The 25496-nt window shown below is 56.2% G+C and carries 22 protein-coding genes; 13 read left to right on the forward strand and 9 right to left on the reverse strand.

Going from position 1 to position 25496, the window contains the following annotated elements:
* Positions 1 to 30: 30 nt before the first annotated feature.
* The 5 genes from alr (at position 31) to G9X48_RS00255 (ending at position 5576) form a co-directional block, all read left to right on the forward strand.
* Positions 31 to 1110 carry an alanine racemase gene (gene alr, locus G9X48_RS00235; RefSeq protein ID WP_097640919.1) on the forward strand — a complete coding sequence of 360 codons (1080 nt, stop codon included), beginning with the start codon at positions 31 to 33 and terminating at the stop codon, positions 1108 to 1110.
* Positions 1111 to 1396: 286 nt separating this feature from the next.
* The gene (tyrB, locus tag G9X48_RS00240; RefSeq protein WP_097640920.1) at positions 1397 to 2590 is read left to right on the forward strand and encodes an aromatic amino acid transaminase; all 1194 of its coding nucleotides are present in this window, start codon (positions 1397 to 1399) and stop codon (positions 2588 to 2590) included.
* A gap of 420 nt (positions 2591 to 3010) precedes the next feature.
* Entirely contained in the window at positions 3011 to 4693 is a 1683-nt protein-coding gene (locus G9X48_RS00245; protein ID WP_105629555.1) for a ShlB/FhaC/HecB family hemolysin secretion/activation protein, read from the forward strand.
* A gap of 110 nt (positions 4694 to 4803) precedes the next feature.
* The gene (locus G9X48_RS00250) at positions 4804 to 5226 is read left to right on the forward strand and encodes a secondary thiamine-phosphate synthase enzyme YjbQ (RefSeq protein ID WP_004386196.1); all 423 of its coding nucleotides are present in this window, start codon (positions 4804 to 4806) and stop codon (positions 5224 to 5226) included.
* On the forward strand, positions 5223 to 5576 hold the full coding sequence (locus tag G9X48_RS00255) for an MmcQ/YjbR family DNA-binding protein (RefSeq protein ID WP_007893292.1): 354 nt from the start codon (positions 5223 to 5225) through the stop codon (positions 5574 to 5576). The genes G9X48_RS00250 and G9X48_RS00255 overlap by 4 nt, the downstream gene beginning before the upstream one ends.
* Before the next feature lie 41 nt (positions 5577 to 5617).
* Here the strand turns inward: G9X48_RS00255 and G9X48_RS00260 are convergent, their stop codons facing one another.
* From G9X48_RS00260 to uvrA, 3 genes are all read right to left on the reverse strand, one after another.
* Positions 5618 to 5962 (reverse strand): hypothetical protein, encoded by a 345-nt coding sequence (locus tag G9X48_RS00260; protein ID WP_032988069.1) that lies wholly within the window; start codon positions 5960 to 5962, stop codon positions 5618 to 5620.
* Positions 5963 to 5974: 12 nt separating this feature from the next.
* Complete coding sequence (locus G9X48_RS00265; protein ID WP_097640922.1) at positions 5975 to 6421, reverse strand: hypothetical protein; 447 nt, start codon at positions 6419 to 6421, stop codon at positions 5975 to 5977.
* Between the two features lie 153 nt (positions 6422 to 6574).
* Positions 6575 to 9400, reverse strand: coding sequence for an excinuclease ABC subunit UvrA (gene uvrA, locus G9X48_RS00270; RefSeq protein WP_004386200.1), 2826 nt, complete (start codon positions 9398 to 9400; stop codon positions 6575 to 6577).
* A gap of 230 nt (positions 9401 to 9630) precedes the next feature.
* Here uvrA and ssb1 point away from each other — a divergent pair, with 230 nt between their 5' ends.
* From ssb1 to G9X48_RS00285, 3 genes are all read left to right on the forward strand, one after another.
* A complete protein-coding gene (gene ssb1, locus G9X48_RS00275; RefSeq protein WP_004386202.1) occupies positions 9631 to 10167 on the forward strand; it encodes a single-stranded DNA-binding protein SSB1 in 537 nt (178 codons plus the stop codon).
* Between the two features lie 348 nt (positions 10168 to 10515).
* The gene (locus tag G9X48_RS00280; protein WP_014727965.1) at positions 10516 to 11562 is read left to right on the forward strand and encodes a GGDEF domain-containing protein; all 1047 of its coding nucleotides are present in this window, start codon (positions 10516 to 10518) and stop codon (positions 11560 to 11562) included.
* 175 nt (positions 11563 to 11737) lie between these two features.
* Positions 11738 to 12082: a hypothetical protein gene (locus tag G9X48_RS00285; protein WP_097640923.1), complete on the forward strand. Its 345-nt coding sequence runs from the start codon at positions 11738 to 11740 to the stop codon at positions 12080 to 12082.
* A gap of 61 nt (positions 12083 to 12143) precedes the next feature.
* Here the strand turns inward: G9X48_RS00285 and G9X48_RS00290 are convergent, their stop codons facing one another.
* On the reverse strand, positions 12144 to 12422 hold the full coding sequence (locus G9X48_RS00290) for a YjcB family protein (RefSeq protein ID WP_004386205.1): 279 nt from the start codon (positions 12420 to 12422) through the stop codon (positions 12144 to 12146).
* Between the two features lie 585 nt (positions 12423 to 13007).
* Between G9X48_RS00290 and G9X48_RS00295 the strand changes: the two genes are divergently transcribed.
* The gene (locus tag G9X48_RS00295; protein ID WP_139156604.1) at positions 13008 to 14615 is read left to right on the forward strand and encodes an EAL domain-containing protein; all 1608 of its coding nucleotides are present in this window, start codon (positions 13008 to 13010) and stop codon (positions 14613 to 14615) included.
* Here the strand turns inward: G9X48_RS00295 and soxS are convergent.
* Entirely contained in the window at positions 14603 to 14926 is a 324-nt protein-coding gene (soxS, locus tag G9X48_RS00300; protein ID WP_004386206.1) for a superoxide response transcriptional regulator SoxS, read from the reverse strand. The genes G9X48_RS00295 and soxS overlap by 13 nt on opposite strands.
* Positions 14927 to 15012: 86 nt before the next feature.
* Between soxS and soxR the strand changes: the two genes are divergently transcribed.
* The 4 genes from soxR to G9X48_RS00320 all read left to right on the forward strand — a co-directional run bounded on the left by soxR (position 15013) and on the right by G9X48_RS00320 (position 19667).
* The gene (gene soxR / locus G9X48_RS00305) at positions 15013 to 15471 is read left to right on the forward strand and encodes a redox-sensitive transcriptional activator SoxR (protein ID WP_004386207.1); all 459 of its coding nucleotides are present in this window, start codon (positions 15013 to 15015) and stop codon (positions 15469 to 15471) included.
* A gap of 77 nt (positions 15472 to 15548) precedes the next feature.
* Positions 15549 to 16217 (forward strand): glutathione S-transferase, encoded by a 669-nt coding sequence (locus G9X48_RS00310; RefSeq protein ID WP_004386208.1) that lies wholly within the window; start codon positions 15549 to 15551, stop codon positions 16215 to 16217.
* A 314-nt stretch (positions 16218 to 16531) separates the two neighbouring features.
* Positions 16532 to 17881, forward strand: a complete 1350-nt coding sequence (gene ghxP / locus G9X48_RS00315; RefSeq protein ID WP_004386209.1) for a guanine/hypoxanthine transporter GhxP — start codon at positions 16532 to 16534, stop codon at positions 17879 to 17881.
* Positions 17882 to 18020: 139 nt separating this feature from the next.
* A complete protein-coding gene (locus G9X48_RS00320; RefSeq protein ID WP_007778478.1) occupies positions 18021 to 19667 on the forward strand; it encodes a Na+/H+ antiporter in 1647 nt (548 codons plus the stop codon).
* A gap of 31 nt (positions 19668 to 19698) precedes the next feature.
* On the opposite strand, the gene G9X48_RS00325 is transcribed toward G9X48_RS00320, so the two are convergent.
* From G9X48_RS00325 to acs, 4 genes are all read right to left on the reverse strand, one after another.
* Positions 19699 to 20994 (reverse strand): Gfo/Idh/MocA family oxidoreductase, encoded by a 1296-nt coding sequence (locus G9X48_RS00325; RefSeq protein WP_032988061.1) that lies wholly within the window; start codon positions 20992 to 20994, stop codon positions 19699 to 19701.
* Between the two features lie 147 nt (positions 20995 to 21141).
* Complete coding sequence (actP, locus tag G9X48_RS00330) at positions 21142 to 22791, reverse strand: cation/acetate symporter ActP (protein ID WP_063265186.1); 1650 nt, start codon at positions 22789 to 22791, stop codon at positions 21142 to 21144.
* Positions 22785 to 23099, reverse strand: a complete 315-nt coding sequence (locus G9X48_RS00335) for a DUF485 domain-containing protein (protein ID WP_004386213.1) — start codon at positions 23097 to 23099, stop codon at positions 22785 to 22787. The genes actP and G9X48_RS00335 overlap by 7 nt, the downstream gene beginning before the upstream one ends.
* 93 nt (positions 23100 to 23192) lie before the next feature.
* The gene (gene acs, locus G9X48_RS00340; protein WP_105629554.1) at positions 23193 to 25151 is read right to left on the reverse strand and encodes an acetate--CoA ligase; all 1959 of its coding nucleotides are present in this window, start codon (positions 25149 to 25151) and stop codon (positions 23193 to 23195) included.
* Between the last annotated feature and the right edge of the window lie 345 nt (positions 25152 to 25496).

The raw sequence follows: 25496 nt of genomic DNA on the forward strand, positions 1-25496 counted from the left end.
AATACACCAAAATAACTGCAAGGAAAGTCAATGCAAGCGGCAACTGTGGTAGTAAACCGCCGCGCTCTGCGTCACAACCTGCAACGCCTGCGTGAACTGGCGCCTGCCAGTAAACTGGTTGCGGTGGTGAAGGCAAACGCCTATGGACACGGTCTTCTTGAGACCGCCCGCACTCTTCCTGATGCCGATGCGTTCGGCGTCGCCCGCCTCGAAGAGGCGCTGCGCCTGCGCGAAGGCGGCATTACCCAACCCATTCTTTTGCTCGAAGGTTTTTTCAACGCAGCCGATCTGCCCGCGATTGCCGCGCAACGATTCCACACCGCGGTACACAGCGAAGAGCAACTGGCGGCGCTGGAGCAGGCGACGCTCTCAGAGCCTGTCACCGTCTGGATGAAGCTGGATACCGGTATGCATCGCTTAGGCGTGCGCCCGGAGGCGGCGCAGGCGTTTTACGACAGGCTCGCGGCCTGCAAAAACGTACGTCAGCCGGTGAACGTGGTGAGCCATTTCGCGCGTGCCGATGAGCCAGACTGCGGTGCCACCGAGCGCCAGCTCGATATCTTCAACAGCTTTACCCACGACAAACCGGGTAAGCGCTCGATTGCCGCGTCCGGCGGGATCCTGTTCTGGCCACAGTCGCATTTCGACTGGGTGCGCCCCGGCATTATTCTCTACGGCGTATCGCCGCTCGATACCCACCCCTGGGGCGCGGAACTTGGTTTTCAGCCTGCGATGTCGCTGACGTCAAGCCTTATCGCTGTGCGTGACCACAAAGCGGGCGAACCCGTCGGTTATGGCGGCACCTGGGTGAGCGAGCGCGATACGCGGCTTGGCGTGGTGGCGATGGGCTATGGCGACGGGTATCCGCGCTGCGCGCCGACGGGTACGCCGGTGCTGGTTAATGGCCGTGAAGTGTCGATTGTCGGGCGCGTGGCGATGGATATGATCTGCGTCGATTTAGGCCCTGACGCGGCGGAAAAAGCGGGTGATACGGTAATCATGTGGGGCGAGGCGCTGCCGGTCGAGCGTATCGCCGAAGCGACGGGAGTGAGTGCTTACGAACTTGTAACGCGGCTGACCTCCAGGGTGGCGATGCGTTACCTTGACTGAAGGTACGCAGGCGAGTAATCGCTGACGGTGGGTGCGCTGCGCTTACCCACCCTACGCATACGTTAATCCTCGTTTTTACTGATGGTGGGTGCGCTGCGCTTACCCACCCTACCAACATCGACATGTCTTCTGTAGGGCGGGTAAGCGCAGCGCACCCGCCGTGTTTATTAACGCTGCGCGCCCGCCATCTTCCCCAGGGCATCGCACCCGTCACATCGCTCTCGATCTGCTGCGCTATCCGGTTTATTGTGAAGACACATCACACCGTAAATCTGGAGAACCAAGCGTGTTTCAGAATGTTGACGCCTACGCCGGCGACCCCATCCTCTCGCTGATGGAACGCTTTAAAGAAGATCCCCGCAGCGACAAAGTAAACCTGAGTATCGGCCTCTATTACAACGAACAAAATATCATCCCACAGCTGCAGGCCGTAGCGCAGGCGGAACAACAGCTGAACGCGCAGCCGCACGGCGCCTCGCTTTATCTTCCGATGGAAGGGCTCAACAACTACCGCAGCGCCATTGCGCCGCTCCTGTTCGGTGCCGATCACCCGGCGCTGGCCGCAGGGCGTATCGCCAGCATCCAGACGGTGGGCGGTTCCGGCGCGCTGAAAATCGGTGCGGATTTCCTTAAGCGTTATTTTCCGCAGTCCCGTGTCTGGGTGAGCGATCCGACCTGGGAAAACCATGTCGCCATCTTTAACGGCGCAGGCTTTGAAGTAAGCACTTACCCCTGGTTTGATGAAGAGACCAACGGCGTGCGTTTCGAAGCGCTGCTTGAAAAGCTCAACACGCTGCCTGCGCGCGATATCGTGCTGCTGCACCCGTGCTGTCACAACCCGACTGGTGCCGATCTGACTAACGCCCAGTGGGATGCCGTGGTTGACGTGCTAAAAGCGCGCGAGCTTATCCCATTCCTGGATATCGCTTATCAGGGTTTTGGCGCGGGGATGGAAGAAGACGCCTACGCTATCCGCGCTATCGCCAGCGCGGGCCTGCCAATGCTGGTCAGCAACTCATTTTCAAAAATCTTCTCGCTCTATGGCGAGCGTGTGGGCGGCTTGTCCGTGGTTTGTGACGATGCGGAAACCGCTGCTCGCGTGCTCGGTCAGCTTAAAGCGACCGTGCGCCGCAACTACTCCAGCCCGCCGAATTTCGGCGCGCAGGTCGTGGCCACGGTGCTTAACGACGCCACGCTGAAAGCGCAGTGGCTCGCGGAAGTGGAAGCGATGCGCCGCCGCATTCTGGAAATGCGCCAGGCGCTGGTGGACGTGCTCAAAACAGAAGTGCCGGGGCGCAATTTCGATTATCTGCTTAAACAGCGCGGCATGTTCAGCTACACCGGTCTCAGTGCCGCGCAGGTTGACCGCCTGCGTGATGAGTTCGGCGTGTATCTGATTAGCAGTGGACGCATGTGCGTGGCGGGCCTTAACAGCCGTAACGTAAAACAGGTGGCACAGGCGTTTGCCGCCGTGATGTAACGCCGTTTAAAAGCGCTGCCTGGCAGCGCTTTTGCTATTCTGCAACTCTGTTTTCGGATCTTCTTAAATGTGATTCGCCGATTTGTAAAATATCATTAGTTTTCACAAAGCAGCCGCCTTTTATATCCCCCCACCGTTAAAGCACAACATTACTTTTTTAAAACTTTAATGCGCTTTTCGTGAGTTATTTTCCATATTTGTTCATTAGTGGATGCCTTAACTGCGTACGCGTTTTTCTGCTATTTATTTCGGGAATGTGTAATTACTTTTTATTGACGGAAAGGTTTGTATTCTTTTACAGGAATTTTTTGTGGAAATTGCATCGTGGCGATATAGGTAAAACTACTTTTATGTAGTCAGGTCGCGGGTACAACAACTATCAATTCGCAGCCTGTAAACAAGGATTGTTGAGGAATTAACGTGATTTTTTATCGTGCAACCGTATGTATAGCGATCCTGTCGTTGCTGGCGGCCGTTCGCTCCCAGGCTTTCGCCGATACTCCTGAAAATCAGCAGCCATTAAATCAAAAACAGCAGAACGAAGCCCGCCAGGAAAGCCTGGCTACGCAAAGTAAATCCTTACTTTCATCTACCAGTAATAAACCTGAAGAGGGGCTGAATTTACCTCAGGAAGCGCCCTGCTATCCTGTTAACGCCATTGAGTTTGAGAATAAAAACGCGGTAGCGCACTGGATGACATTTCAGGATGTGTTGCGCAGCGTGAGAGGGAAATGCGTTGGTATTAATGGTTTGAAAATGATCCATAAAGCGGTGCAAAACCGGCTGATAGAACATGGCTTTATTACGACGCGCGTATTGATTCCGGCGCAGGATCTCAAAAGCGGCACGCTCAAGTTTCAAATTCTTCCGGGCACGATTAGCGATATTGTTTTTAAAGGCGACGGTGGAGAGTATATTCATGCAATAAATAATTTCCCTGAACGTGAGGGCGACGTTCTCGATTTGCGTGGCCTTGAACAAGGGCTTGAGAATCTGCAACGCACGCCTGGCTCTGAGGCAACGATTAATCTGGTGCCCGGCGCGAATCCTGGCGAAACGCGCGTTGAAGTCATGCGTACTCAGCCGAAACACTGGCGTCTCGGTGCCTGGGCGGATGACTCCGGCAGCAAATATACCGGGCGTTATCAGAGCGGTCTGGCACTTTATCTGGATAATCTCACCTCGTTTAACGATATGTCTTATATCGCTTATGGCGGCGGGCTTAAAAATGAGGATGGCAGGCGCAGCGATAACGTCTCGGCGTTTTACTCAGTCCCGTGGGGGTACTGGCAGCTTGAACTGTATGGCAGCAAATACCGCTATACCCAAACTATTCATGACAGTGTCTCCCGCTATCTCTATAGCGGCATTGAAAAATACCTCAGCGCGCAGCTTAGCCGGGTTATTTACCGCAGCGCCAGCCAGAAAACCACGCTGGCGATAAAGGCTTTCCGCCGTCATTCCACGTATCTGCTTAATGATGTGGAAATCGAGGTGCAGCGGCGAAAAACCAGCAACTGGAAGCTGTCACTGGAACATCTGGCATATCTCCCGTTCGGACAGATCAAAGGCAGTCTGGGCTACCAGAAAGCCGCGCGCTGGTTTAATGAACAAGAGGATGCCGAAGAAATGGTCGGCAACGCCGATGCGCAGGCGCGCATTATTACGCTCGGTGTTGATGGCGCGTTCCCGTTCAAATTTGGCGATGTCGCGATGAGTTATGAGCCGCACTTTATGTCTCAGACATCGCCGGATCGCCTGACGCAGCCGGATAAATTCACGATCGGCAACCGCTGGACGGTGCGCGGTTTCGATGGCGAAACCACCATTTATGCTGATAAAGGCTGGTATCTGCGCAACGACATTAATCTCAATCTGCCGCAGTGGGGAATGCAGCCCTATCTTGGTGTTGATTACGGCGAAGTAAAAGGCTCGAAAAATGATTACTGGAGCGGCAAGCAACTGGCGGGCACGGCGCTTGGCGTGCGCGGCGTAAAAGGCCAATTTGGCTACGATCTCTTTGCCGGCGTGCCGCTTATGAAACCGCAGGATCTGCATACCAGTCCTTTCACGCTCGGTTTTGCCGTGCAGTGGCAATACTGACTCCATCTTGCTGGCGCGATGTGTAAAATTACAGCAGAACGCCAGCGAAATTTTGCCTTTTGCCGCTCAGCCTGCACACTTAGAAGATCACTATTTTTAAGGGGCAGCGTATGTGGTTTCAACAAACCCTGACATTAAAAGCCAGACCGCGGGGTTTTCATCTCATCACGGATGACATCATCAGCCAGCTTCCCGCGCTTTCACAGGTGAAGACCGGGCTGCTGCATCTCTTGCTTCAGCACACCTCAGCCTCTCTAACGCTTAATGAAAATTGCGATCCTTCGGTGCGTCGCGATATGGAGCGTTATTTTCTGGGCGCTGTACCGGATAACGGGCATTACGAGCATGATGCTGAAGGACCAGACGATATGCCGGCGCATATCAAATCTTCCACGCTTGGCGTTTCCCTGACATTACCGGTTAAGCAGGGACGCCTGCTGCTCGGCACCTGGCAGGGTATCTGGCTTGGAGAACACCGTAACCATGGCGGTTCGCGGCGCATAGTCGCGACGCTTCAAGGAGAATCCTTATGACTAATTCTGATTTGCTGGATTACTGCATGAACAAACCGGGCGCTGAACAGAGCGAACATCGGGAGTGGAAAGCGGCGCAAATTAAAGTCGGCGATGTGATGTTTGCGATGGTGCACGAGGTTAACCAGCGTCCTGCCGTGTCACTGAAAACCAGCCCGGAGCTGGCGGAACTCTTGCGTCAGGAACACAAAGACGTGTTTCCCAGCGCACAGCTGAATAAAGCGCACTGGAGCACGGTCTTTCTGGATGGCGACCTGCCGGATTCGCAGATTTACTATCTGGTTGATGCGTCGTATCAGCAGGCACTGGGTCTGTTGCCAGAGCACATTCGCCAGCAACTGTCGGTATGAACGCTGGCAAGCGACGCTATTTCGCGATGCCTGACAGCGCATTATGTGATTGAGTGACTAAGGGTGCCGGTCACCAGATCCAGCAGCCTGATCGTCAGGGACTGAATGCGCGTGCGCAATGCGATCTCACTGCTGTTAGCGTGGATCTGCGCGATCGTTTTCTGTTTATTCATCAGCGCAGTCATATCGTCTTCACTGATAAGCCCCTGCGCCCGATCCAGCAGCGCCTGAGCGGTTAACTCCGCGCTGGTTTTGATAAATGTCTCTCTGTCGCTCAGGCCCTGTTTCAGGAGGCCAAGACATTCATCCACCGCGATTTTCCCGGCCTGCTTCTGAAATGGCGGCGATGCCAGTAGCTGGCTGACGGCGTTAATTAGCGTACTCATGAACACTCTCCTCTACTCACAGGGCGAAGCGGGGCGTCTGCATTCGCCCCGGACCGCTTCGAGATAAGCCAGCCGGGCCTGGTCACGCCAGAGCGCGGCCTGTGCTGGCGTAAAAGGGCGATGCTGTTTCAGTAGCCGGGCATGATCTTCCTGATAAACCGACTGCAACAGGCGCAAATTATCGGTGCGCAGCGGATCACCCAGGCTTTCGGCATACGTGAGGGCTTCAGCAAAGCGCAACTGCAGAGTGTGGTCAGCGTCTTCGAGCGCGGCGGTGTCCAGCACTCCCGAGGGCGCGGTAAAATCGTCGATAAACTGCAAATGTGCCGCCATCAGGTCAGTTAACTGCGCATGCGCGCGTGGTTGATAATTTCCTACCAGACTGCACGCTGAAATGAGCACCGCCAGAAAAAGCAGCCACCCCGGAAGATAGCGCGTTAGCGTTGATATGCGCGGCATGAGATCCCCCTGCGTTTGCCCGCTCTGTATGAATTCAGCAGCAGACCGTGGCGCGCGCAAATCATCTTTGCTCACGCACTTCGCAAGAAACCTCATCAGAAATAAGTGAGGGGAAATGAGGCGCGTCGGGCCGGACGACCCGACGCGTAAGGGTTACTTCAGAAGCGGTTTCAGGAAGCGAGCGGTATGCGAGGCTTCGCACTCCGCCACGGTTTCCGGCGTGCCGGAAACGAGGATCTCGCCGCCGCCGCTGCCGCCTTCCGGGCCCAGATCGACGATCCAGTCGGCGGTTTTAATAACATCCAGATTGTGCTCAATCACCACGATCGTATTGCCCTGATCCCGCAGCTGATGCAGTACCGCCAGCAACTGCTGGATATCCGCAAAGTGCAGACCGGTGGTCGGCTCATCGAGAATATAGAGCGTCTGCCCGGTGCCGCGTTTTGAAAGCTCACGGGCGAGCTTGACGCGCTGCGCTTCACCACCGGAAAGCGTGGTGGCGGACTGGCCGAGACGAATATAAGTCAGGCCCACATCCATCAGCGTTTGCAGCTTACGCGCCAGCGCTGGAACCGCGTCGAAAAACTCACGCGCTTCTTCGATGGTCATATCCAGCACTTCATGGATGGTCTTGCCTTTATATTTGATCTCAAGCGTTTCGCGGTTATAGCGTTTGCCTTTGCACTGATCGCACGGCACGTAGATATCCGGCAGGAAGTGCATCTCAACTTTGATAACGCCATCGCCCTGGCAGGCTTCACAGCGTCCGCCGCGCACGTTAAAGCTAAAGCGCCCTGGCGTATAGCCGCGAGCGCGCGCTTCCGGCACGCCAGCGAACAGTTCACGCACTGGCGTAAACACGCCCGTGTAGGTCGCCGGGTTCGAGCGTGGCGTGCGGCCAATCGGGCTTTGATCGATATCGATAACTTTATCGAAATGCTCCATGCCCTGAACGTCGCGATACGGCGCCGGTTCGGCGATCGTCGCGCCGTTGAGCTGGCGCTGGGCAATCGGGAACAGCGTATCGTTGATAAGCGTCGATTTACCGGAGCCAGAAACGCCAGTCACGCAGGTAAAGAGCCCAACCGGCAGCGTCAGGGTGACATCTTTCAGGTTGTTGCCGCGCGCACCGGTCAGCTTCAGCACTTTTTCCGGATCGGCTTTCACGCGCTCTTTCGGCACTTCAATCTTGCGCTTACCGCTCATGAACTGGCCCGTAAGCGATTCCGGCACTGCCATGATAGCGTCAAGCGGGCCTTCCGCGACGACCTGGCCGCCGTGTACGCCCGCGCCCGGGCCGATGTCGATCACGTGGTCGGCGGCGCGGATGGCGTCTTCATCGTGCTCCACCACAATCACGGTATTGCCAAGATTACGCAGGTGAATCAGCGTACCGAGCAGACGTTCGTTATCGCGCTGGTGCAGGCCGATGGACGGCTCATCAAGCACATACATCACGCCCACCAGGCCCGCGCCAATCTGGCTTGCCAGACGGATACGCTGCGCCTCGCCGCCCGAAAGCGTTTCCGCCGAACGGGAGAGCGTCAGGTAGTTCAGGCCGACGTTCACCAGGAATTTCAGGCGATCGCCAATCTCTTTCAATACTTTTTCAGCAATTTTGGCGCGCTGGCCGGAGAGCTTCATGTTATTGAAGAACTCCATGGCATGGCCGATGCTCATGTCGGAAATGGTCGGCAGCGCGGTGTTTTCGACAAACACGTGGCGCGCTTCGCGACGCAGACGCGTGCCTTCGCAGGTGGCACACGGGCGGTTGCTGATAAATTTCGCCAGCTCCTCGCGCACCGCGTTGGATTCGGTCTCTTTGTAGCGGCGCTCCATATTGTGCAGCACGCCTTCAAACGGATGACGACGCACGGACGTATCGCCGCGATCGTTCATATATTTGAATTCGATAGTTTCTTTGCCGGAGCCGAACAGCACCGCTTTCTGCACTTTATCGCTGAGCGTATTCCACGGCGCTTCGACGTCAAACTTATAGTGTTCCGCCAGCGAGCGCAGCATCTGGAAATAGTAAAAATTGCGGCGATCCCAGCCGCGGATGGCACCGCCCGCGAGCGACAGCTCGCCGTTCTGCACCACGCGATCCGGGTCAAAATATTGCTGCACGCCGAGACCGTCACAGGTCGGGCATGCGCCAGCCGGGTTGTTAAACGAAAACAGGCGCGGCTCAAGCTCGCGCATACTGTAGCCGCAAATCGGGCAGGCGAAGTTGGCGGAGAACAGCAGCTCTTCCGCTTTTTCGTCATCCATATCCGCCACGACCGCCGTACCGCCGGAAAGCTCAAGCGCGGTTTCAAACGATTCGGCCAGGCGCTGCGCTAAATCTTCACGTACCTTAAAGCGGTCCACGACCACTTCGATGGTGTGCTTCTTCTGCAATTCCAGCTTCGGTGGATCAGAGAGATCGCACACTTCGCCATCGATACGCGCGCGGATATAGCCCTGGCTTGCCAGGTTTTCCAGCGTCTTGGTGTGCTCGCCTTTACGCTCTTTAATGACCGGCGCAAGCAGCATCAGGCGCTTGCCCTCAGGCAGCGCCAGCACGTTATCGACCATCTGGCTGACGGTTTGTGCCGCAAGCGTAACGTCATGATCCGGGCAGCGCGGTTCGCCGACGCGGGCGTAGAGCAGACGCAGATAGTCGTGGATTTCCGTGATAGTCCCCACGGTAGAACGCGGGTTATGAGACGTCGATTTCTGCTCGATGGAAATAGCAGGCGACAGCCCTTCGATATGATCGACATCCGGCTTTTCCATCAGCGACAGGAACTGACGCGCGTAGGCGGAAAGCGACTCGACATAACGGCGCTGCCCTTCGGCGTAGAGCGTGTCGAAAGCCAGCGAAGATTTGCCGGAACCCGACAGCCCGGTCACGACGATCAGTTTGTCGCGCGGAATGACGAGATTGATATTTTTGAGATTGTGGGTGCGGGCGCCCCGAACTTCTATCTTATCCATTCACCTTTCCTGGATTTGAACGCTAATGCCTGGGTGTTTGAAGGACAACCGGTGGCCAGAAACGGTTAATTATGACACAATTTAACCTGAATGGATATCCAGTATTTATTTGCAACTGTGTATACTGTGTGAACATTTCCTGAAGCCGTCTCGCAGCTATCAACATTGAAGGCTGACGTGGTAGAATGGAATGTTTACACTATTAAGAAATGTTTTCAGGAGACACGATCATGGCCAGCAGAGGCGTAAACAAGGTGATTCTCGTCGGTAATCTGGGGCAGGACCCGGAAGTACGCTACATGCCGAACGGCGGGGCCGTGGCGAACCTGCGCCTGGCAACGTCCGAATCCTGGCGCGATAAGCAGACCGGTGAGATGAAAGAAGTGACCGAATGGCACAGCGTCGTGCTGTACGGCAAGCTGGCGGAAGTCGCTGGCGAATACCTGCGCAAAGGCTCGCAGGTGTACATCGAAGGCCAGCTGCGTACCCGTAAGTGGCAGGATCAGAGCGGTCAGGATCGCTACTCTACCGAAGTTGTGGTTAACGTCGGCGGCACCATGCAGATGCTGGGCGGCCGCCAGGGCGGCGGCGCAGGCGGCAACATGGGCGGCGGTCAGCAGCAGGGCGGTTGGGGTCAGCCTCAGCAGCCGCAGCAGCAGGGTGGCGGCGCGCAGTTCAGCGGCGGCGCACAGTCCCGTCCGCAGCAGCAGGCACCAGCGCCTTCTAACGAACCGCCGATGGATTTCGACGACGATATCCCGTTCTGATAGCGCGGCGTTCCGCACGGAATGCCTCTCTTCAGAAAGTGTTGAAAAGCTCTGCTCCGGCAGGGCTTTTTCTTTATGGTTTTCGGCTGAGGCTGTTAAGTGCTTCGGGCCGATTCCCGCCAGGCACAGTTGTCTGTACCGTTGGCACAATGCTCCTCTTACTGACGATTAACGGCACCCGATTTTTCTCTGCTGGCACGATTAAACCGCCGACAAATGAAGGGCATGACGCTTTTCCGCGATGCGGCGCTAAATCTCGCCGCCGGAATGCCGATATAGGTTGCATGAAGTCTTCATACGTTCCGTACGTTTTCGGCAGGGATGATGCCCCACAGTGCAGGTTAGCCCATGTCAGAAAGAGATCGCGACCAACTCCTTAGCCAGGCGACCGACCAGTACTGGCAACACATTATTCCGATCGTCTGGCTGGCGTTGCTGATTCATGTCGGGCTGATTTTCCTGTTTCTGTCGATGAGTATTCCGACGCTCGCCATTTTTAATATTTTCAGCGTGATGGTTTATATCCACTGTCTGAATGAAATAGAGCATTACCGGTATCTGTATGTCGGTACGCTGATGAGCGTGGAAATTCTGGCGCATGCCGTTGCCACTACGGCGTTGCTGGGCTGGGAGAGTAATTTTTACCTGTTTGTTTTTTCGCTGATCCCCATCGTGTCGTTCAGCTTTCAGCAGGTGCCGGTCCGGCGCGCGCTGTTCCTAGCCGCGATCGCGGTGCTTGGCACGGTGGGTTACGCGCTGCGACATCACACCGGTACGGCGTCCGGGTTAAGCCCGTCAGTGCTGAACGGCATCGGCATTGCGAACGCCGTGATGGCGATTGGGCTGTTAACGTACACCACGCTACGTTCGGTCGAATTCACCCACACGATGAAATTCGATCTCTTTAATACGGCGAGCCGCGACAGCCTGACGAACCTCTATACCCGGCGTCACTTTATGCATCAGGTTTCGCTGCTTGATAAACAGGTGGGCAGTCATAACGTAACGCTGTTGCTGCTGGATATCGATCATTTCAAGGCCATTAATGACAGTTGCGGTCACAGCTATGGCGACATGATTTTGCAGCGCATCGCGCGGGCGATTACCGACAACGTGCGCGAAAGCGACATCGTGGCGCGCTGGGGCGGCGAAGAGTTTCTGGTGCTGATGCCGGATACATCACTGGCAGATGCCAGACGGGTGGCGGAGCGGCTGCTGACGCGCATTCAGGAGTGGGTTGGCCAGACGGATAAAAATCCGCGAGAAGTCACCGCGACGCTTGCGATCAGCGCTTTCGGCAAAGATGAAGAGTTTGAAAAAGCGCTCAATCGCGCTGACAAAATGTTGTACGCCGGTAAGCAACAGGGGAGAAACCGTCTGGTTATCGCCGATTAAGTTGCTGATTTTAAAATTAAAAAAAGCCAAAGATAACCCCGGGGTACTCCTTAGTTAGCATTTTCCCGGTGGGGGTGAAGTGCCATGCTCTGCGATTCCTTCCTGTGCGACGGCGTTTATTGACGAGCCCGCCAGTTGCCGCCCGCAGGTGAATTTCACACAGGGAATGCAAGCGATGACACAGGAACCGAATCCGTTTACCGCCGCCTGGAGCCGTAACGGCAATTTGCTCTGCCACGGTCACTGGATTATTACGTTTGAAGAACGCCCGGTGACGCTGCCGCAACACTGGCAGGATAAGGCGATGAACACCTGGGGGATCTACTCGATTATCGATCCCGAGGACGAAACGTTCGCCGACGGGCTGGAAGAAGAGGAGTGGATTGTCGAGAACGTCGAGTGGCTGACCGACTGGTTTTTCGATAACCATATTCCGCTGGAGGAATGCTATTACCGCGCCTTCTGGCGGGCTATCAATAAAGCGGACTGGCGCTGTACCAGTTGCGCCGGTTGTATGTAAGGGCCTGGCAGAAAATAAAAAAGCCCCTGATACAGGGGCTTTAATGAAGACGGTGAGGTTATCAGGTCACGACCATCGGCCATTCTGGCGGCGTGTGGCTCATCACTTCCACCATTACGTCTTTCATATTGTGCCAGATGGCATGAAAGTCGATGCTGACGCCGAGCAGGCCCGTCGCGAAGACACAGGACGCGGCGATACCCAGCCCGCTGCTGATCACCGCCAGCGCCTGGTAGTCGGATTTGCGAAACTGAATATTAAGCGTGCTGGCAAGAAACATTAAAACCGCACCCAGAAGTTGCCAGCGCATCAGTACCATGCTGGCGGTAAGCGTAGCCATGAAACCAGTCCTCAAAAAGCGTTCTGCCGCGCGGGGGCCGGAACGCGGCAGGCCTGGCGCGGCGCTAAAATTTAACGTGACGGCAAGCATGTAAACTTGCACACTAAGTGTGAACTGTATCACATTTGTTGTTTTATTCGCCAGTCTGGCGGGCGCGCTTTGGTGAAAAAAAGCGCACGATCCACGAGATCGCCGGCAACCGTTCGGAATAAAAAATGGTCGAAAAGAAAGCAGTGAAAAAATCCACCAACGGATTTAACTAATGCATAAATTTTCATTTCGACACAAAAAAACGCCGCCCGTACATTTTTTCGGCAGCTTTGATTAATTTAACTTAAAACGCTTTCTGAAGTGGTTGATGAATTTTTAGCACGGTTATCAACGCGGATATTTCACTTAAGAAAAATTAAATAGCCATTCCCTATTTTCCTTATGGCAAATTTTAATGTTTCGCGTGAAATATTGGATGGATAACTGGAAATGGCTATTGCCAATGCGTGCTGATTGATGCAACGTAAACACCTGTTTGCGATGTGTCTCATCAGGCGATTAATGTGACACAGAAAGCAGGGATATGAGGCCATAATGAATTTCAGGGCACGACGTCAGGCGTTGCGAATCTCAGGCATAATCATGGTGGTCTTACTGCCTGTGATGCTTGCGCTTTGGGCCGCCCATCATCGCGCGGTCAACGAGACGCGGGCGCACCTGGATACCTTCGCACAACTGGTCCTCAACCGTACCGAGCTGGTATTAAGCCATGTCGATGAAGCCCGTAATGAAGCCGAAAAATATCAGGGCGAAATATGCTCCTCTGCGCATCAGCGTAATATGCTGGATATTTCACGCGGGCAAATTTATATCGAAGATCTCATTTACGCCCAGGGTGATGAACTATTATGTTCCCCTCTGTTCGATCAGCCTTTTATTCTCTCGCCTGCGAATTACACGCGCTCGCCGGATATCGCCATTTATTATTATCGTGACACGCCATTCTTTTCCGGCCACAAAATGGTTTATTTGCGTAAAGGGAATTATGTCGCGGTGGTTAACCCGCTCTCCTTTAGCGAAATATTATCTAATGATGACACTATCACTTATGGCGTGTATGACACCGTCACCCGGGAGTTTTTTTCGGTAAGTGACAAAGCTGACGCCCGTGCGCTCGCGCCTTTTGCGCGTTCACAGAATACGGATTTCCAGAAAGATGGCCGTTTCTGGTCGATAGTGCTTTCTGGTAAGCGCCCGATTGCCGTCGCCGTTTCCACCAGCGACGCCTGGTTCTGGCAGGCGTGGCGGCATCAGATGTCGGTCATGCTGCCCCTTGGGCTTATCATGGGCGGTTTGCTGGTTTTTCTCGGCTCGCGCACCCGTCACCGTTTTAACTCGCCGAGCCGCCAGCTCCAGCGCGCGTTGCATAAACGCGCGCTGCGCCTGCATTACCAGCCGATTATGGATATCAAGCACGGCATGTGCGTCGGTGCGGAAGCGCTGCTGCGCTGGCCCGGCTATAACGGTCAGGTGATGAGCCCGGCGGAATTTATCCCGCTTGCCGAGAAAACCGGGATGATCGCGCAGGTTACGGATTATGTGGTGGAAGAGTTATTTAATGACTTAGGCCATTTCCTGGCGACCCACCCGCAGATTTATATTTCTATTAACCTTTCGGCATCCGATTTCCATTCGTCGCGCCTGATAGCGTTAATCGAAGGGAAAAATAACCAGCATGGCGTACGCGCGCAGCAAATCAAGATTGAAGTGACCGAGCGGGGCTTTATTGACGTGCCGCGCACCACCCCGGTTATTCAGGCGTTTCGCCAGTCAGGGTTTGAGATTGCGATTGATGATTTCGGCACCGGATATTCCAACCTTCATAATCTCTATTCGCTGAACGTCGATATTCTGAAAATTGATAAGTCGTTTATCGATACCTTAACCACCAACAGCACCAGCCATCTGATTGCAGAGCATATTATCGATATGGCCCAGAGCCTGCGGCTGAAAATTATCGCCGAGGGCGTGGAAACCGCCGAACAGGTGGGCTGGTTGTTAAAGCGTGGAGTGCAATATTGTCAGGGGTGGCATTTCTCAAAAGCGCTGCCGCGTCAGGAGTTTGTCGCCTGGCTGCAACAGGATGACGCCCGGGCGATGCCGGGCTGGCAGAACTGCGCCGTTAATCGTCAGGCGCTCTGACGATAATCGCTCGGCGTGCGGTCGAACTGACGGCGGAATATCCGCGAAAACGTCTGTTGCGACACATAGCCATAATCCATCGCAATATCAAAAATCGGTCGCCGGGTCGTACGCAACTCCTGCGCCGCCAGTTGCAAACGCCGCTTGCGAATATACTCACCCAGCGTCTGATGCATCACAGTGCGGAACATCCGCTGTAAATACCATTTCGAATAGCCCGACTTCTTTGCCACCACATCGATATTCAGTGGCTGGTCAATATGCTCATCAATCCATTGCGTCAGTGCGTGGATAATTTCCTGATGTGACATAAGCCGTCCTCTTCCTCTGTTTTGGGTTAGCCGTTCTTCTGGTCGGCGAGTATAATTCCTCAAGTTAACTTGAGGTAAAGCCCCCAATGGAAAAGAAAGCACCCAGAATCAAATCGCTGCTGACGCCGGGCGAAGTCGCGAAGCGCAGCGGCGTGGCAGTCTCCGCGCTGCACTTCTATGAAAGCAAAGGATTGATTAAAAGCACCCGCAACAGCGGCAACCAGCGGCGTTACCGGCGCGACGTGCTGCGTCAGGTGGCGATCATTAAAATCGCCCAGCGTATCGGCATTCCGCTGGCGACGATTGGCGAGGCTATCGGCGTGCTGCCTGAAGGGCATAACCTGAGCCCGAAGGCCTGGAAGCAGCTCTCCACGCAGTGGCGCGAGGAGCTGGACCGGCGTATTAAAACGCTAACCGCGCTGCGTGACGATCTGGATGGCTGCATCGGCTGTGGTTGCCTGTCGCACCGCGATTGCCCGCTGCGCAACCCCGAAGACCGTCTGGGCGCGCAGGGCAGCGGGGCACGCCTGCTGGAAGATGAATAAGCGGCGCGCAAACAAATTCGGTGCGCCGCCGGTGGATTCTCTATAGTTAATGCAATGAAAAGCGAAAGGAAAACGCCATGCTGACGGTCCACCATCTGAATAATTCCCGCTCGCAGCGCATTCTTTTTGCGCTTGAAGAGCTTGGCAAGCCTTATGAACTGGTGCGCTACCAGCGCGAGCCGACTATGCTTGCGCCACCTGCGCTTAAGAAAGTGCATCCGCTCGGTAAGTCGCCGGTGCTGGAGGATAACGGCCAGAAAATTATCGAATCCGGCGCGATTCTGGAATATCTCCAGGAGACCTATGACACTGAACAACGCCTGAAGCCGCAGAGTGCGGAGGAGAAAATCCAGTACCGTATCTGGCTGCATTACGCCGAAGGCTCCCTGATGCCGCTGCTGTTGATGAAGCTGGTGTTTGGCAGTCTCGGGAAAAAGCCCGTTCCGTTCGGGCTTCGCACCCTCGGCAAAGCGCTCGGGCAGGGCGTTCAGAAAGCCTGGCTTAATAAGCAGCTCGCCACCCACACCCGCTTTATGGAAGATCACCTGACGCAGCATCCGTGGTTTGCCGGACAGACCTTCAGCATGGCGGATATTCAGATGAGCTTCCCGGTGATCGCCCTGCTGGCGCGCAATGATTCCGGCGAGTTCCGCCAGTTACGCGCCTGGCTGACTAATCTTCAGGCTCGCCCGGCCTGGCAGCGCGCTATCGAAAAAGGCGGCCCGCTGGCGATCCCCGGCAGCTAATCGTTATGGCCTTCCTCTGAAGGCCCTCTTTTTGCGCATCAACGATATCGTTTGCGCAGTCTGCGCTGAATTATTCATCAGCCAGCGCAACTTTTTGCCAAAAGGCTTAAAGTTCTGTTGAAAATCCCCGTCCTAAGGCTGGATAATCGTTTGCCTTAAAATTTTGCCGTTTTTTGCGCGTGGAGTTAAACGTTTGCTTTTTGTGGCCCCTCCAAAACCACAAACAGAACGCAGGGAGTTAACGTTTGATCCGCAGCGGGTTGTTTGCCACGCGCGAGCTTTAAAAACTCACACTTTTCAGGGGATGTCTCATTATGTCTACGCCTTCTGCGCGTAACGGCGGTTCGCTCGACGCCTTTTTTAAAATTTCCGCGCGCGGCAGTAACGTGCGTCAGGAGATTGTTGCCGGTCTCACCACGTTCCTTGCGATGGTCTATTCAGTGATCGTCGTGCCGGGCATGCTCGGCAAAGCGGGCTTCCCGCCTGCCGCCGTGTTTGTCGCCACTTGTCTGGTCGCAGGCGTTGGCTCCATCGTGATGGGGCTGTGGGCGAATCTGCCGCTGGCGATTGGCTGCGCCATCTCGCTGACCGCCTTTACCGCGTTCAGCCTGGTGCTCGGGCAGCACATCAGCGTACCGGTTGCGCTCGGCGCGGTCTTCCTGATGGGCGTGCTGTTTACCGTGATTTCCGCAACCGGCATTCGTAGCTGGATCCTGCGTAACCTGCCGCAGGGCGTGGCGCACGGCACCGGTATCGGTATCGGTCTGTTCCTGCTGCTGATTGCCGCGAACGGCGTGGGCCTGGTCATTAAGAACCCGCTCGACGGCTTGCCGGTGGCGCTCGGCCATTTCGCGAGTTTCCCGGTGATCATGTCGCTGATTGGTCTTGCGGTCATTATCGGCCTTGAGAAACTCAAAGTGCCGGGCGGCATTCTGCTGACCATCATCGGTATTTCGATTGTCGGCCTGATTTTCGACCCGACGGTGAAATTCACCGGCCTGTTCGCCATGCCGTCGCTGAGCGATGAGAAGGGCAATTCGCTGATTGGCAGCCTGGATATCATGGGCGCGCTCGATCCTGTGGTGATTCCGAGCGTGCTGGCGCTGGTGATGACCGCCGTGTTTGACGCCACCGGCACCATTCGCGCGGTCGCGGGCCAGGCGAATCTGCTGGATAAAGACGGTCAGATCATCGACGGCGGCAAAGCGCTGACCACCGATTCCCTCTCCAGCGTCTTCTCAGGCCTGGTGGGCGCGGCACCGGCGGCGGTGTATATCGAATCTGCCGCAGGCACCGCGGCGGGCGGTAAAACGGGCCTGACGGCGATTACCGTCGGCGTGCTGTTCCTGCTTATCCTGTTCCTCTCGCCGCTCTCGTACCTGGTGCCGGCATATGCCACAGCGCCCGCGCTGATGTATGTTGGCCTGCTGATGCTGAGCAACGTGGCGAAAATCGACTTCGCCGATTTCGTGGACGCGATGGCGGGGCTGATTACCGCGGTGTTTATCGTGCTGACCTGCAACATCGTGACCGGCATCATGATAGGCTTTGCGTCGCTGGTCATTGGCCGCGTCGTTTCCGGCGAGTTCCGCAAGCTCAATATCGGTACTGTCGTCATCGCCATCGCGCTGGTCGCTTTCTACGCGGGCGGCTGGGCAATCTAAACCTTTCTTTAACGAAGCGGGCTGCGGCCCGCTTTTTTCCTGCTTTCAGGGCACAACCTGATTCCTTTTCCGGCGCGTCAGTGTTCTATTATCAAAGGTGAGTCTTTCATCACAGATAATAAGGAGCCGCTCAGACCGCATGGAAATCTTTTTTACCATCCTCATCATGACCCTTATGGTATCGCTCTCCGGGGTCGTCACTCGTATGCTGCCCTTCCAGATCCCGCTGCCGCTGATGCAGATAGCCATCGGGGCGCTACTCGCCTGGCCTACGTTCGGTCTGCACGTCGACTTTAACCCCGAGCTGTTCCTGGTCCTGTTTATTCCGCCGCTGCTGTTCGCCGACGGCTGGAAAACCCCGACCCGCGAATTTCTCGATCACGGCCGCGAAATTATCGGCCTCGCGCTGGCGCTGGTGGTGGTCACCGTTGTCGGCATCGGTTTTCTGATCTACTGGATGGTGCCGGGTATTCCGCTCATTCCTGCTTTCGCGCTGGCGGCGGTGCTGTCGCCGACCGATGCGGTGGCGCTCTCCGGCATTGTGGGTGAAGGCCGCATCCCGAAAAAAATCATGGGAATTTTGCAGGGCGAGGCGCTGATGAACGACGCCTCCGGCCTGGTGTCCCTGAAATTCGCCGTCGCGGTCGCGATGGGGACGATGGTCTTTACCGTGGGCGGCGCGTCGCTGGAGTTTTTAAAAGTGGCGATTGGCGGCCTGCTCGCCGGGATCGCGGTAAGCTGGCTGTACGGCCGCTCGCTGCGCCTGCTGAGCCGCTGGGGCGGCGATGAGCCCGCTACGCAGATAGTCCTGCTGTTCCTGCTGCCGTTCGCCTCTTATCTGATTGCCGAACATATCGGTTTCTCCGGCATTCTCGCCGCGGTGGCCGCCGGGATGACCATCACCCGCTCCGGCGTGATGCGCACCGCGCCGCTGGCGATGCGTCTGCGCGCCAACAGCGTCTGGTCGATGCTGGAGTTTGTGTTTAACGGCATGGTGTTCCTGATGCTCGGTCTGCAACTGCCGGGCATTATGGAGACGTCGCTTGCCGCCGCCGAAAAAGATCCGAACGTCGAGACCTGGATGCTGTTCATGGATGTCGTTCTGATCTACGGCGCGCTGATTGGCGTGCGTTTCCTGTGGCTGTGGATCATGAAGCGCTTTAGCCTGCGTTTTCTGAAGAAAAAACCGCTGACGTTTGGCGAGTACTCGACGCGCGAGCTGCTGGTGGCGTCGTTCGCGGGCGTGCGCGGGGCGATTACGCTTGCGGGTGTGCTCTCTATTCCGCTGCTGCTGCCAGACGGCTCGCCGTTCCCGGCGCGCTATGAGCTGGTGTTCCTGGCCGCGGGCGTCATTCTTTTCTCGCTGTTTGTTGGTGTGATCCTGCTGCCGATTCTGCTGCAACAGGTCGAGACGCCGGATCACGGCCTGGCGCACAAAGAAGAACGAATGGCGCGTTCGGTGACGGCGGAAGTGGCGATTACCGCCATTCAGAAAATGGAAGAGCGTCTGGCTGCGGATACCGAAGAGAACATCGACGACCAGTTGCTAAGAGAGGTTTCCGCGCGTGTGGTGGGGAACCTGCGCCGCCGTGCCGACGGACGCAACGATGTGGAAAACAGCGAGCTTGAGGAAAATCTTGAGCGCCGTTTCCGCCTGACCGCACTGCGTGCCGAGCGCGCCGAGCTGTATCACCTGCGCGCCACGCGGCAAATCAGTAACGAGACGCTGCAAAAAATGCTGCACGATATGGACCTGCTCGAAGCGCTGCTGATGGAGCGTAAATAACCGTAACCGCCGGATCGCTCCGGCGGTTTTTTTACCGTCCCGTCAGCCGTCGCACCAGTTCAAACTCGCTAAAATTCACCGGCCGCTGTTGCTGCATCGAGATATTCCCGGCAATGCCTGTGAGAATGGACATCGCGCCCGCACGGTGATCGGCGGCGCGTTGCAGCGGGTCGTCGCCCGGCTCGCCGAAGAGGTCCGCCAGCATCGCGTTGTCGCCGCCGCCGTGTCCTCCTTCGCCCAGCGTGAAATCCGCCTTCCAGGGGGCCGCGAACATCGGGTAAACCGTGATATCGCAGCGGTCGAGACTGCCCTCGGCCTCACGCAGCCCGCCGCCGTTAACGTAAGAGTTTTCCACCAGTTTCATTTCAAGCCGACCGCGGCTGCCGTTGAACACCACGTTGAGTCCCTCCTGCGGCAGATACGCATTGAGTGAATAGGTGAGCTGCGTCTGGTTCTGGTATTTCACCAGCACTGAGAGCGTATCCTCAATGGTAATGCCGTCGCCAAAAACGCTCTGATCGCGAAAGTAGCTGTCCTCGTGTTCGGCATCCAGATACAGCGCTTTAAGCTGCGCGCTCTCCTCCATGTGCAGCGCGAACGGATCGTCTTTCGCCGCCGCATAGCCATGGGCGCGCGGGTAAAAGTGCGAAACGCCGCGCTTTTCGGCGTTTTCACGCCCATAAAAACGCAGCGCGCCTTCGGCGTAAACCCGTTGCGGGTAGCTGCCGAGCCAGAAATTCATTAAGTCGAAATGATGGGTGGATTTATGCACCAGCAGGCCGCCGCTGTTGCGCTTCTCCCGGTGCCAGCGGCGGAAATAGTCCGCGCCATGTTCGGTATTCAGCAGCCATTCGAAATGCACCGAAAACACCTCGCCGATGGTGCCGTTCATCAGCAGTTCGCGCACTTTGCTGTGGTGCGGCGCATAGCGGTAGTTGAAGGTCACGCGCACCTCGCGGCCCGTCTCTTCAATGGCGTTGAGGATGCGCAGCGCACGCGCTTCGTCGATGGTCATGGGTTTTTCGGTGATAACATCGCAGCCCGCATGAAGGGCGCGGACGATATAATCGTCGTGGGTCCGGTCCATCGTGGTGACGATGACCGTATCGGGCCGGGTGTTGCGTATCATCGCTTCAAACTGCGCGGCGACGAAACAGGGCACTGGCGGCGCGCCTGCGTTTTCCAGCAGACGATTAGCGTAGCGCATGCGGGTCTGGTTGGTGTCGCAGAACGCGACCATCTGCGCGGTGTCGCGAAACGTCTTACCGATAGCCTCGATATACATACCGGCGCGCCCGCCGGTTCCCACCAGGGCGTATTTTTTCATCGCCATGCTCCTCTCAGCCAAAATGACGTGTTGTATGCATAAAATAAAAACAACGTTTCATTTTGCTAATGTAGCGCGACCAGAGACACGGAACAGGGCGGGAGAGGAAAAGTGTGATCCCCGGCCAGAATGGCCGGGGCGGAAGGGTTAGTGCGCGCGGCCCTGTTCGATGCCAAGACCGGTTTGGGAGCGGATAAACTGCGCGCGGAACTGCTCGCGCTCCAGATTGCCTTCCGGGCTGTTGTCGGTTGCCGAGAAGACCCAGATCCCGATAAACGCCACGGCGATAGAGAACAGCGCCGGATATTCATACGGGAAGACCGGCGCGGCGTGGCCAAGCACCTGCACCCAGACGGTCGGGCCGAGAATCATCAGCACCACGGCGGTGAGCAGGCCAAGCCAGCCGCCAATCATCGCACCGCGGGTGGTGAGCTTCGACCAGTACATCGAGAGTAAAATAATCGGGAAGTTACAGCTCGCCGCAATCGAGAACGCCAGGCCCACCATGAACGCGATGTTCTGCTTCTCAAACAGAATCCCGAGCAGGATAGCCACCACGCCGAGCACCAGCACGGTGATTTTGGAGACGCGCAGCTCATCGCGCTCGGTTGCGCCTTTGCGAAACACGTTGGCGTAGAGATCGTGCGACACCGCCGACGCGCCCGCGAGCGTCAGGCCCGCCACAACCGCCAGAATCGTGGCGAAGGCGACCGCCGAGATAAAGCCCAGGAACAGGTTGCCGCCCACGGCATCGGCCAGATGTACCGCCGCCATGTTGTTGCCGCCAATCAGCGCGCCGGTGGCGTCTTTAAACGCCGGGTTCGCGCCCACCAGCATGATGGCGCCGAAGCCGATGATAAAGGTCAGGATGTAGAAATAGCCCATAAACCCGGTGGCGTAGAACACGCTTTTACGCGCTTCGCGGGCGTCGCTGACGGTGAAGAAGCGCATCAGAATATGCGGCAGACCAGCGGTGCCGAACATCAGGCCGAGGCCAAGTGACAGCGCGGAAACCGGATCTTTCACCAGACCGCCGGGGCTCATGATGGCGCTGCCTTTCGGGTGAACCGCCATCGCTTCCGTAAACAGATTGTTGAAGCTAAAGCCCACATGCTTCATCACCATGAACGCCATAAAGCTTGCGCCGAACAGCAGCAGCACAGCTTTGATGATCTGTACCCAGGTGGTGGCCAGCATGCCGCCGAACAGCACATACATCACCATCAGCACGCCCACCAGCACCACGGCGATGTGGTAGTTCAGGCCGAACAGCAGCTCGATAAGCTTGCCTGCGCCAACCATCTGCGCGATGAGATAGAGCGCGACCACCACCAGCGAACCACAGGCGGAGAGCAGACGGATAGGGCGCTGCTTCAGGCGGTAGGAGGCGACGTCCGCAAAGGTGTAACGCCCGAGGTTACGCAACCGCTCGGCGATTAAAAACAGAATAATCGGCCAGCCCACCAGGAAGCCCAGCGAGTAGATAAGCCCGTCGTAGCCGGAGGTATAAACCAGCGCGGAGATGCCGAGGAACGACGCGGCGGACATAAAATCGCCCGCGATGGCAAGCCCGTTCTGAAAACCGGTAATGTTGCCGCCTGCGGTGTAGTAATCGCTGCGCGAACGGGTGCGTTTGGAGGCCCAGTACGTGATGCCAAGCGTCAGCGCCACGAAGATCAGGAACATGATGATGGCCTGCCAGTTGGTCGGCTGGCGCTGCACATCACCGGTCAGCGCATCGGCGAGGGCGGCAGGTGAAAGCAGAGTCAACAGCGGGAAAAGCACCTTTTTCATGATGACTGCACCTCTTTCAGCACGGCGTTATTCAGCCGATCAAATTCACTGTTGGCGCGCCAGACGTACACGCCGGTGAGAATAAACGAAATCAGGATCACGCCGATGCCGATGGGTATACCGCGCGTCACGCTGCTGCCGGGCGAGAGCGGCGTGCCGAGCCAGCCCGGCGCAAACGCAATAAGCAGGATAAAACCGACGTAAATAATCAGCATGATGATGGAAAGGGTGAAGGCAAACCGTTGCCGCTTATGCACTAACTCCCTGTAAGGCGCACTGCTCTCTATCTGCTGACAAATATCGTTATTCATCATCGCAGTCTCCAGAAGTAAGGTAGGGGTTGTTATTATTCCCTCTCCCTTTGGGGGAGAGGGTTAGGTCGAAAGGTCAGTATGCAGGCGTGGTTATGATGGCATCGCGATGGACTGCTTCTCTTCGAGCAGTTTTTCCACCACACCCGGATCGGCGAGCGTTGAGGTATCGCCAAGGTTGCTGGTATCGCCCGCCGCGATTTTGCGCAAAATACGGCGCATGATTTTGCCGGAGCGGGTTTTCGGCAGCGAATCGGTCCAGTGCAGCACGTCCGGCGTCGCCAGCGGGCCAATCTCTTTACGCACCCAGTTACGCACTTCGCTGTACAGCTCCGCTGACGGCTCTTCGCCGTGGTTCAGCGTCACGTAAGCGTAGATAGCCTGGCCTTTGATGCTGTGCGGAATGCCCACCACCGCGGCTTCGGCGATTTTCGGGTGCGAGACCAGCGCGGATTCAATCTCGGCGGTGCCAAGACGATGCCCGGAAACGTTCAGCACATCATCGACGCGCCCGGTTATCCAGTAGTAACCGTCTTCGTCACGGCGCGCGCCGTCGCCGCTGAAGTACATGTTTTTAAACGTTGAGAAATAGGTCTGCTCGAAACGTTCGTGATCGCCAAACAGCGTACGCGCCTGGCCCGGCCAGGAGTCGGTAATGACCAGATTGCCTTCCGTCGCGCCCTGTTGTGGATTACCTTCGTTATCCACCAGCTCTGGCTGCACGCCGAAGAACGGACGCGTGGCGGAACCGGCTTTTAGCTCGGTCGCGCCTGGCAGCGGCGTAATCATGAAGCCGCCGGTTTCGGTCTGCCACCAGGTGTCGATCACCGGGCATTTTTCATTACCGATTTTCTTCCAGTACCACTCCCACGCTTCCGGGTTGATAGGCTCACCGACCGACCCGAGAATGCGCAGCGACGAACGGTCAGTGCCGTCGATAGCTTTATCGCCTTCCGCCATCAGCGCGCGAATGGCCGTCGGCGCGGTATAGAGAATATTCACTTTGTGTTTATCCACCACCTGCGCCATACGGTTGGCGGAAGGCCAGTTCGGGACGCCTTCAAACATCAGCGTGGTCGCGCCGCAGGCGAGCGGCCCGTAGAGCAGATAGCTGTGGCCAGTCACCCAGCCCACATCGGCGGTGCACCAGTAGATATCGCCAGGATGGTAGTCAAAGGCGTAGAGGAACGTGGTGGCCGCATAAACCAGATAGCCGCCCGTGGTGTGCAGCACGCCTTTCGGTTTACCGGTCGAGCCGGAGGTGTAGAGAATAAACAGCGGATCTTCGGCGTTCATCTCGACGGGCTGATGGTGCGCGCTGGCTTTCTCCACCAGCTCGCTCCACCACAGATCGCGTCCTTCATGCCATTCGATGTTTCCGCCGGTGCGTTTCAATACCACCACGTGTTCCACGCTGGTGACGCCGGGGTTTTTCAGCGCGTCATCGACGTTTTTCTTCAGCGGAATGGCACGCCCGGCGCGCACGCCTTCATCGGCCGTGATAACCAGACGCGCGCTGGAGTCGATAATGCGTCCGGCGACGGCTTCCGGCGAAAATCCGCCGAAAATGACCGAGTGCACCGCACCAATGCGGGCGCAGGCGAGCATCGCAACGGCGGCTTCCGGCACCATTGGCATATAGATAGCGACCACGTCGCCTTTCTTAATGCCAAGAGAGGTCAGGGTGTTTGCAAAACGGCAGACGTCGCGGTGGAGTTCGCGGTAGCTGATGTGTTTGCTCTGGGTCGCGTCATCGCCTTCCCAGATAATGGCGGTCTGATCGCCGCGCTCGCTCAGGTGCCGGTCAAGACAGTTTGCTGCCAGATTTAGCGTGCCGTCTTCATACCATTTAATCGAGACATTGCCAGGCGCGAAAGAGGTGTTTTTTACCTTCTGGTAAGGCGTGATCCAGTCGAGGATTTTGCCTTGTTCGCCCCAGAAGGCGTCAGGGTCATGTACGGATTGCTGATATTTCGCATCATATTGTTCCGGCGTAATCAGGCATCGTTCCGCAATAGCTGCGGGAATAGGGTGTTTATGGATTTGGCTCATGGCTTTTTTCTCCTTTTAGATGTTAATGATATGTCACGCAAAAGTTAAGAACAGGCTTGCGAATAGCTTTGTTTACTTTTTGGGCGGCAGATCACGCATTGCCGAAACTGCATGAAAATTCATCAAACGAATCTTTCAAGGAAAATAATTGCTGTTAAGTATTATTTGCTGGCTCGATTTTATAATGTCTTAAATAACATTAGCTTATAGATGATTAGCGCGATAAATTAGGGTTATTAAGGCAATTTTCAGTGAATATGCCTGTTCTTTAAGGGTTGCGCAGGATGCCGTGCAAGTGGTACTGATTAAACGCGTTAAAAAACCCCACAATATCACCCAACGTTT

Source organism: Cronobacter sp. HA18006 (genome assembly GCF_011605445.1).
GTDB lineage: Bacteria > Pseudomonadota > Gammaproteobacteria > Enterobacterales > Enterobacteriaceae > Cronobacter > Cronobacter sakazakii.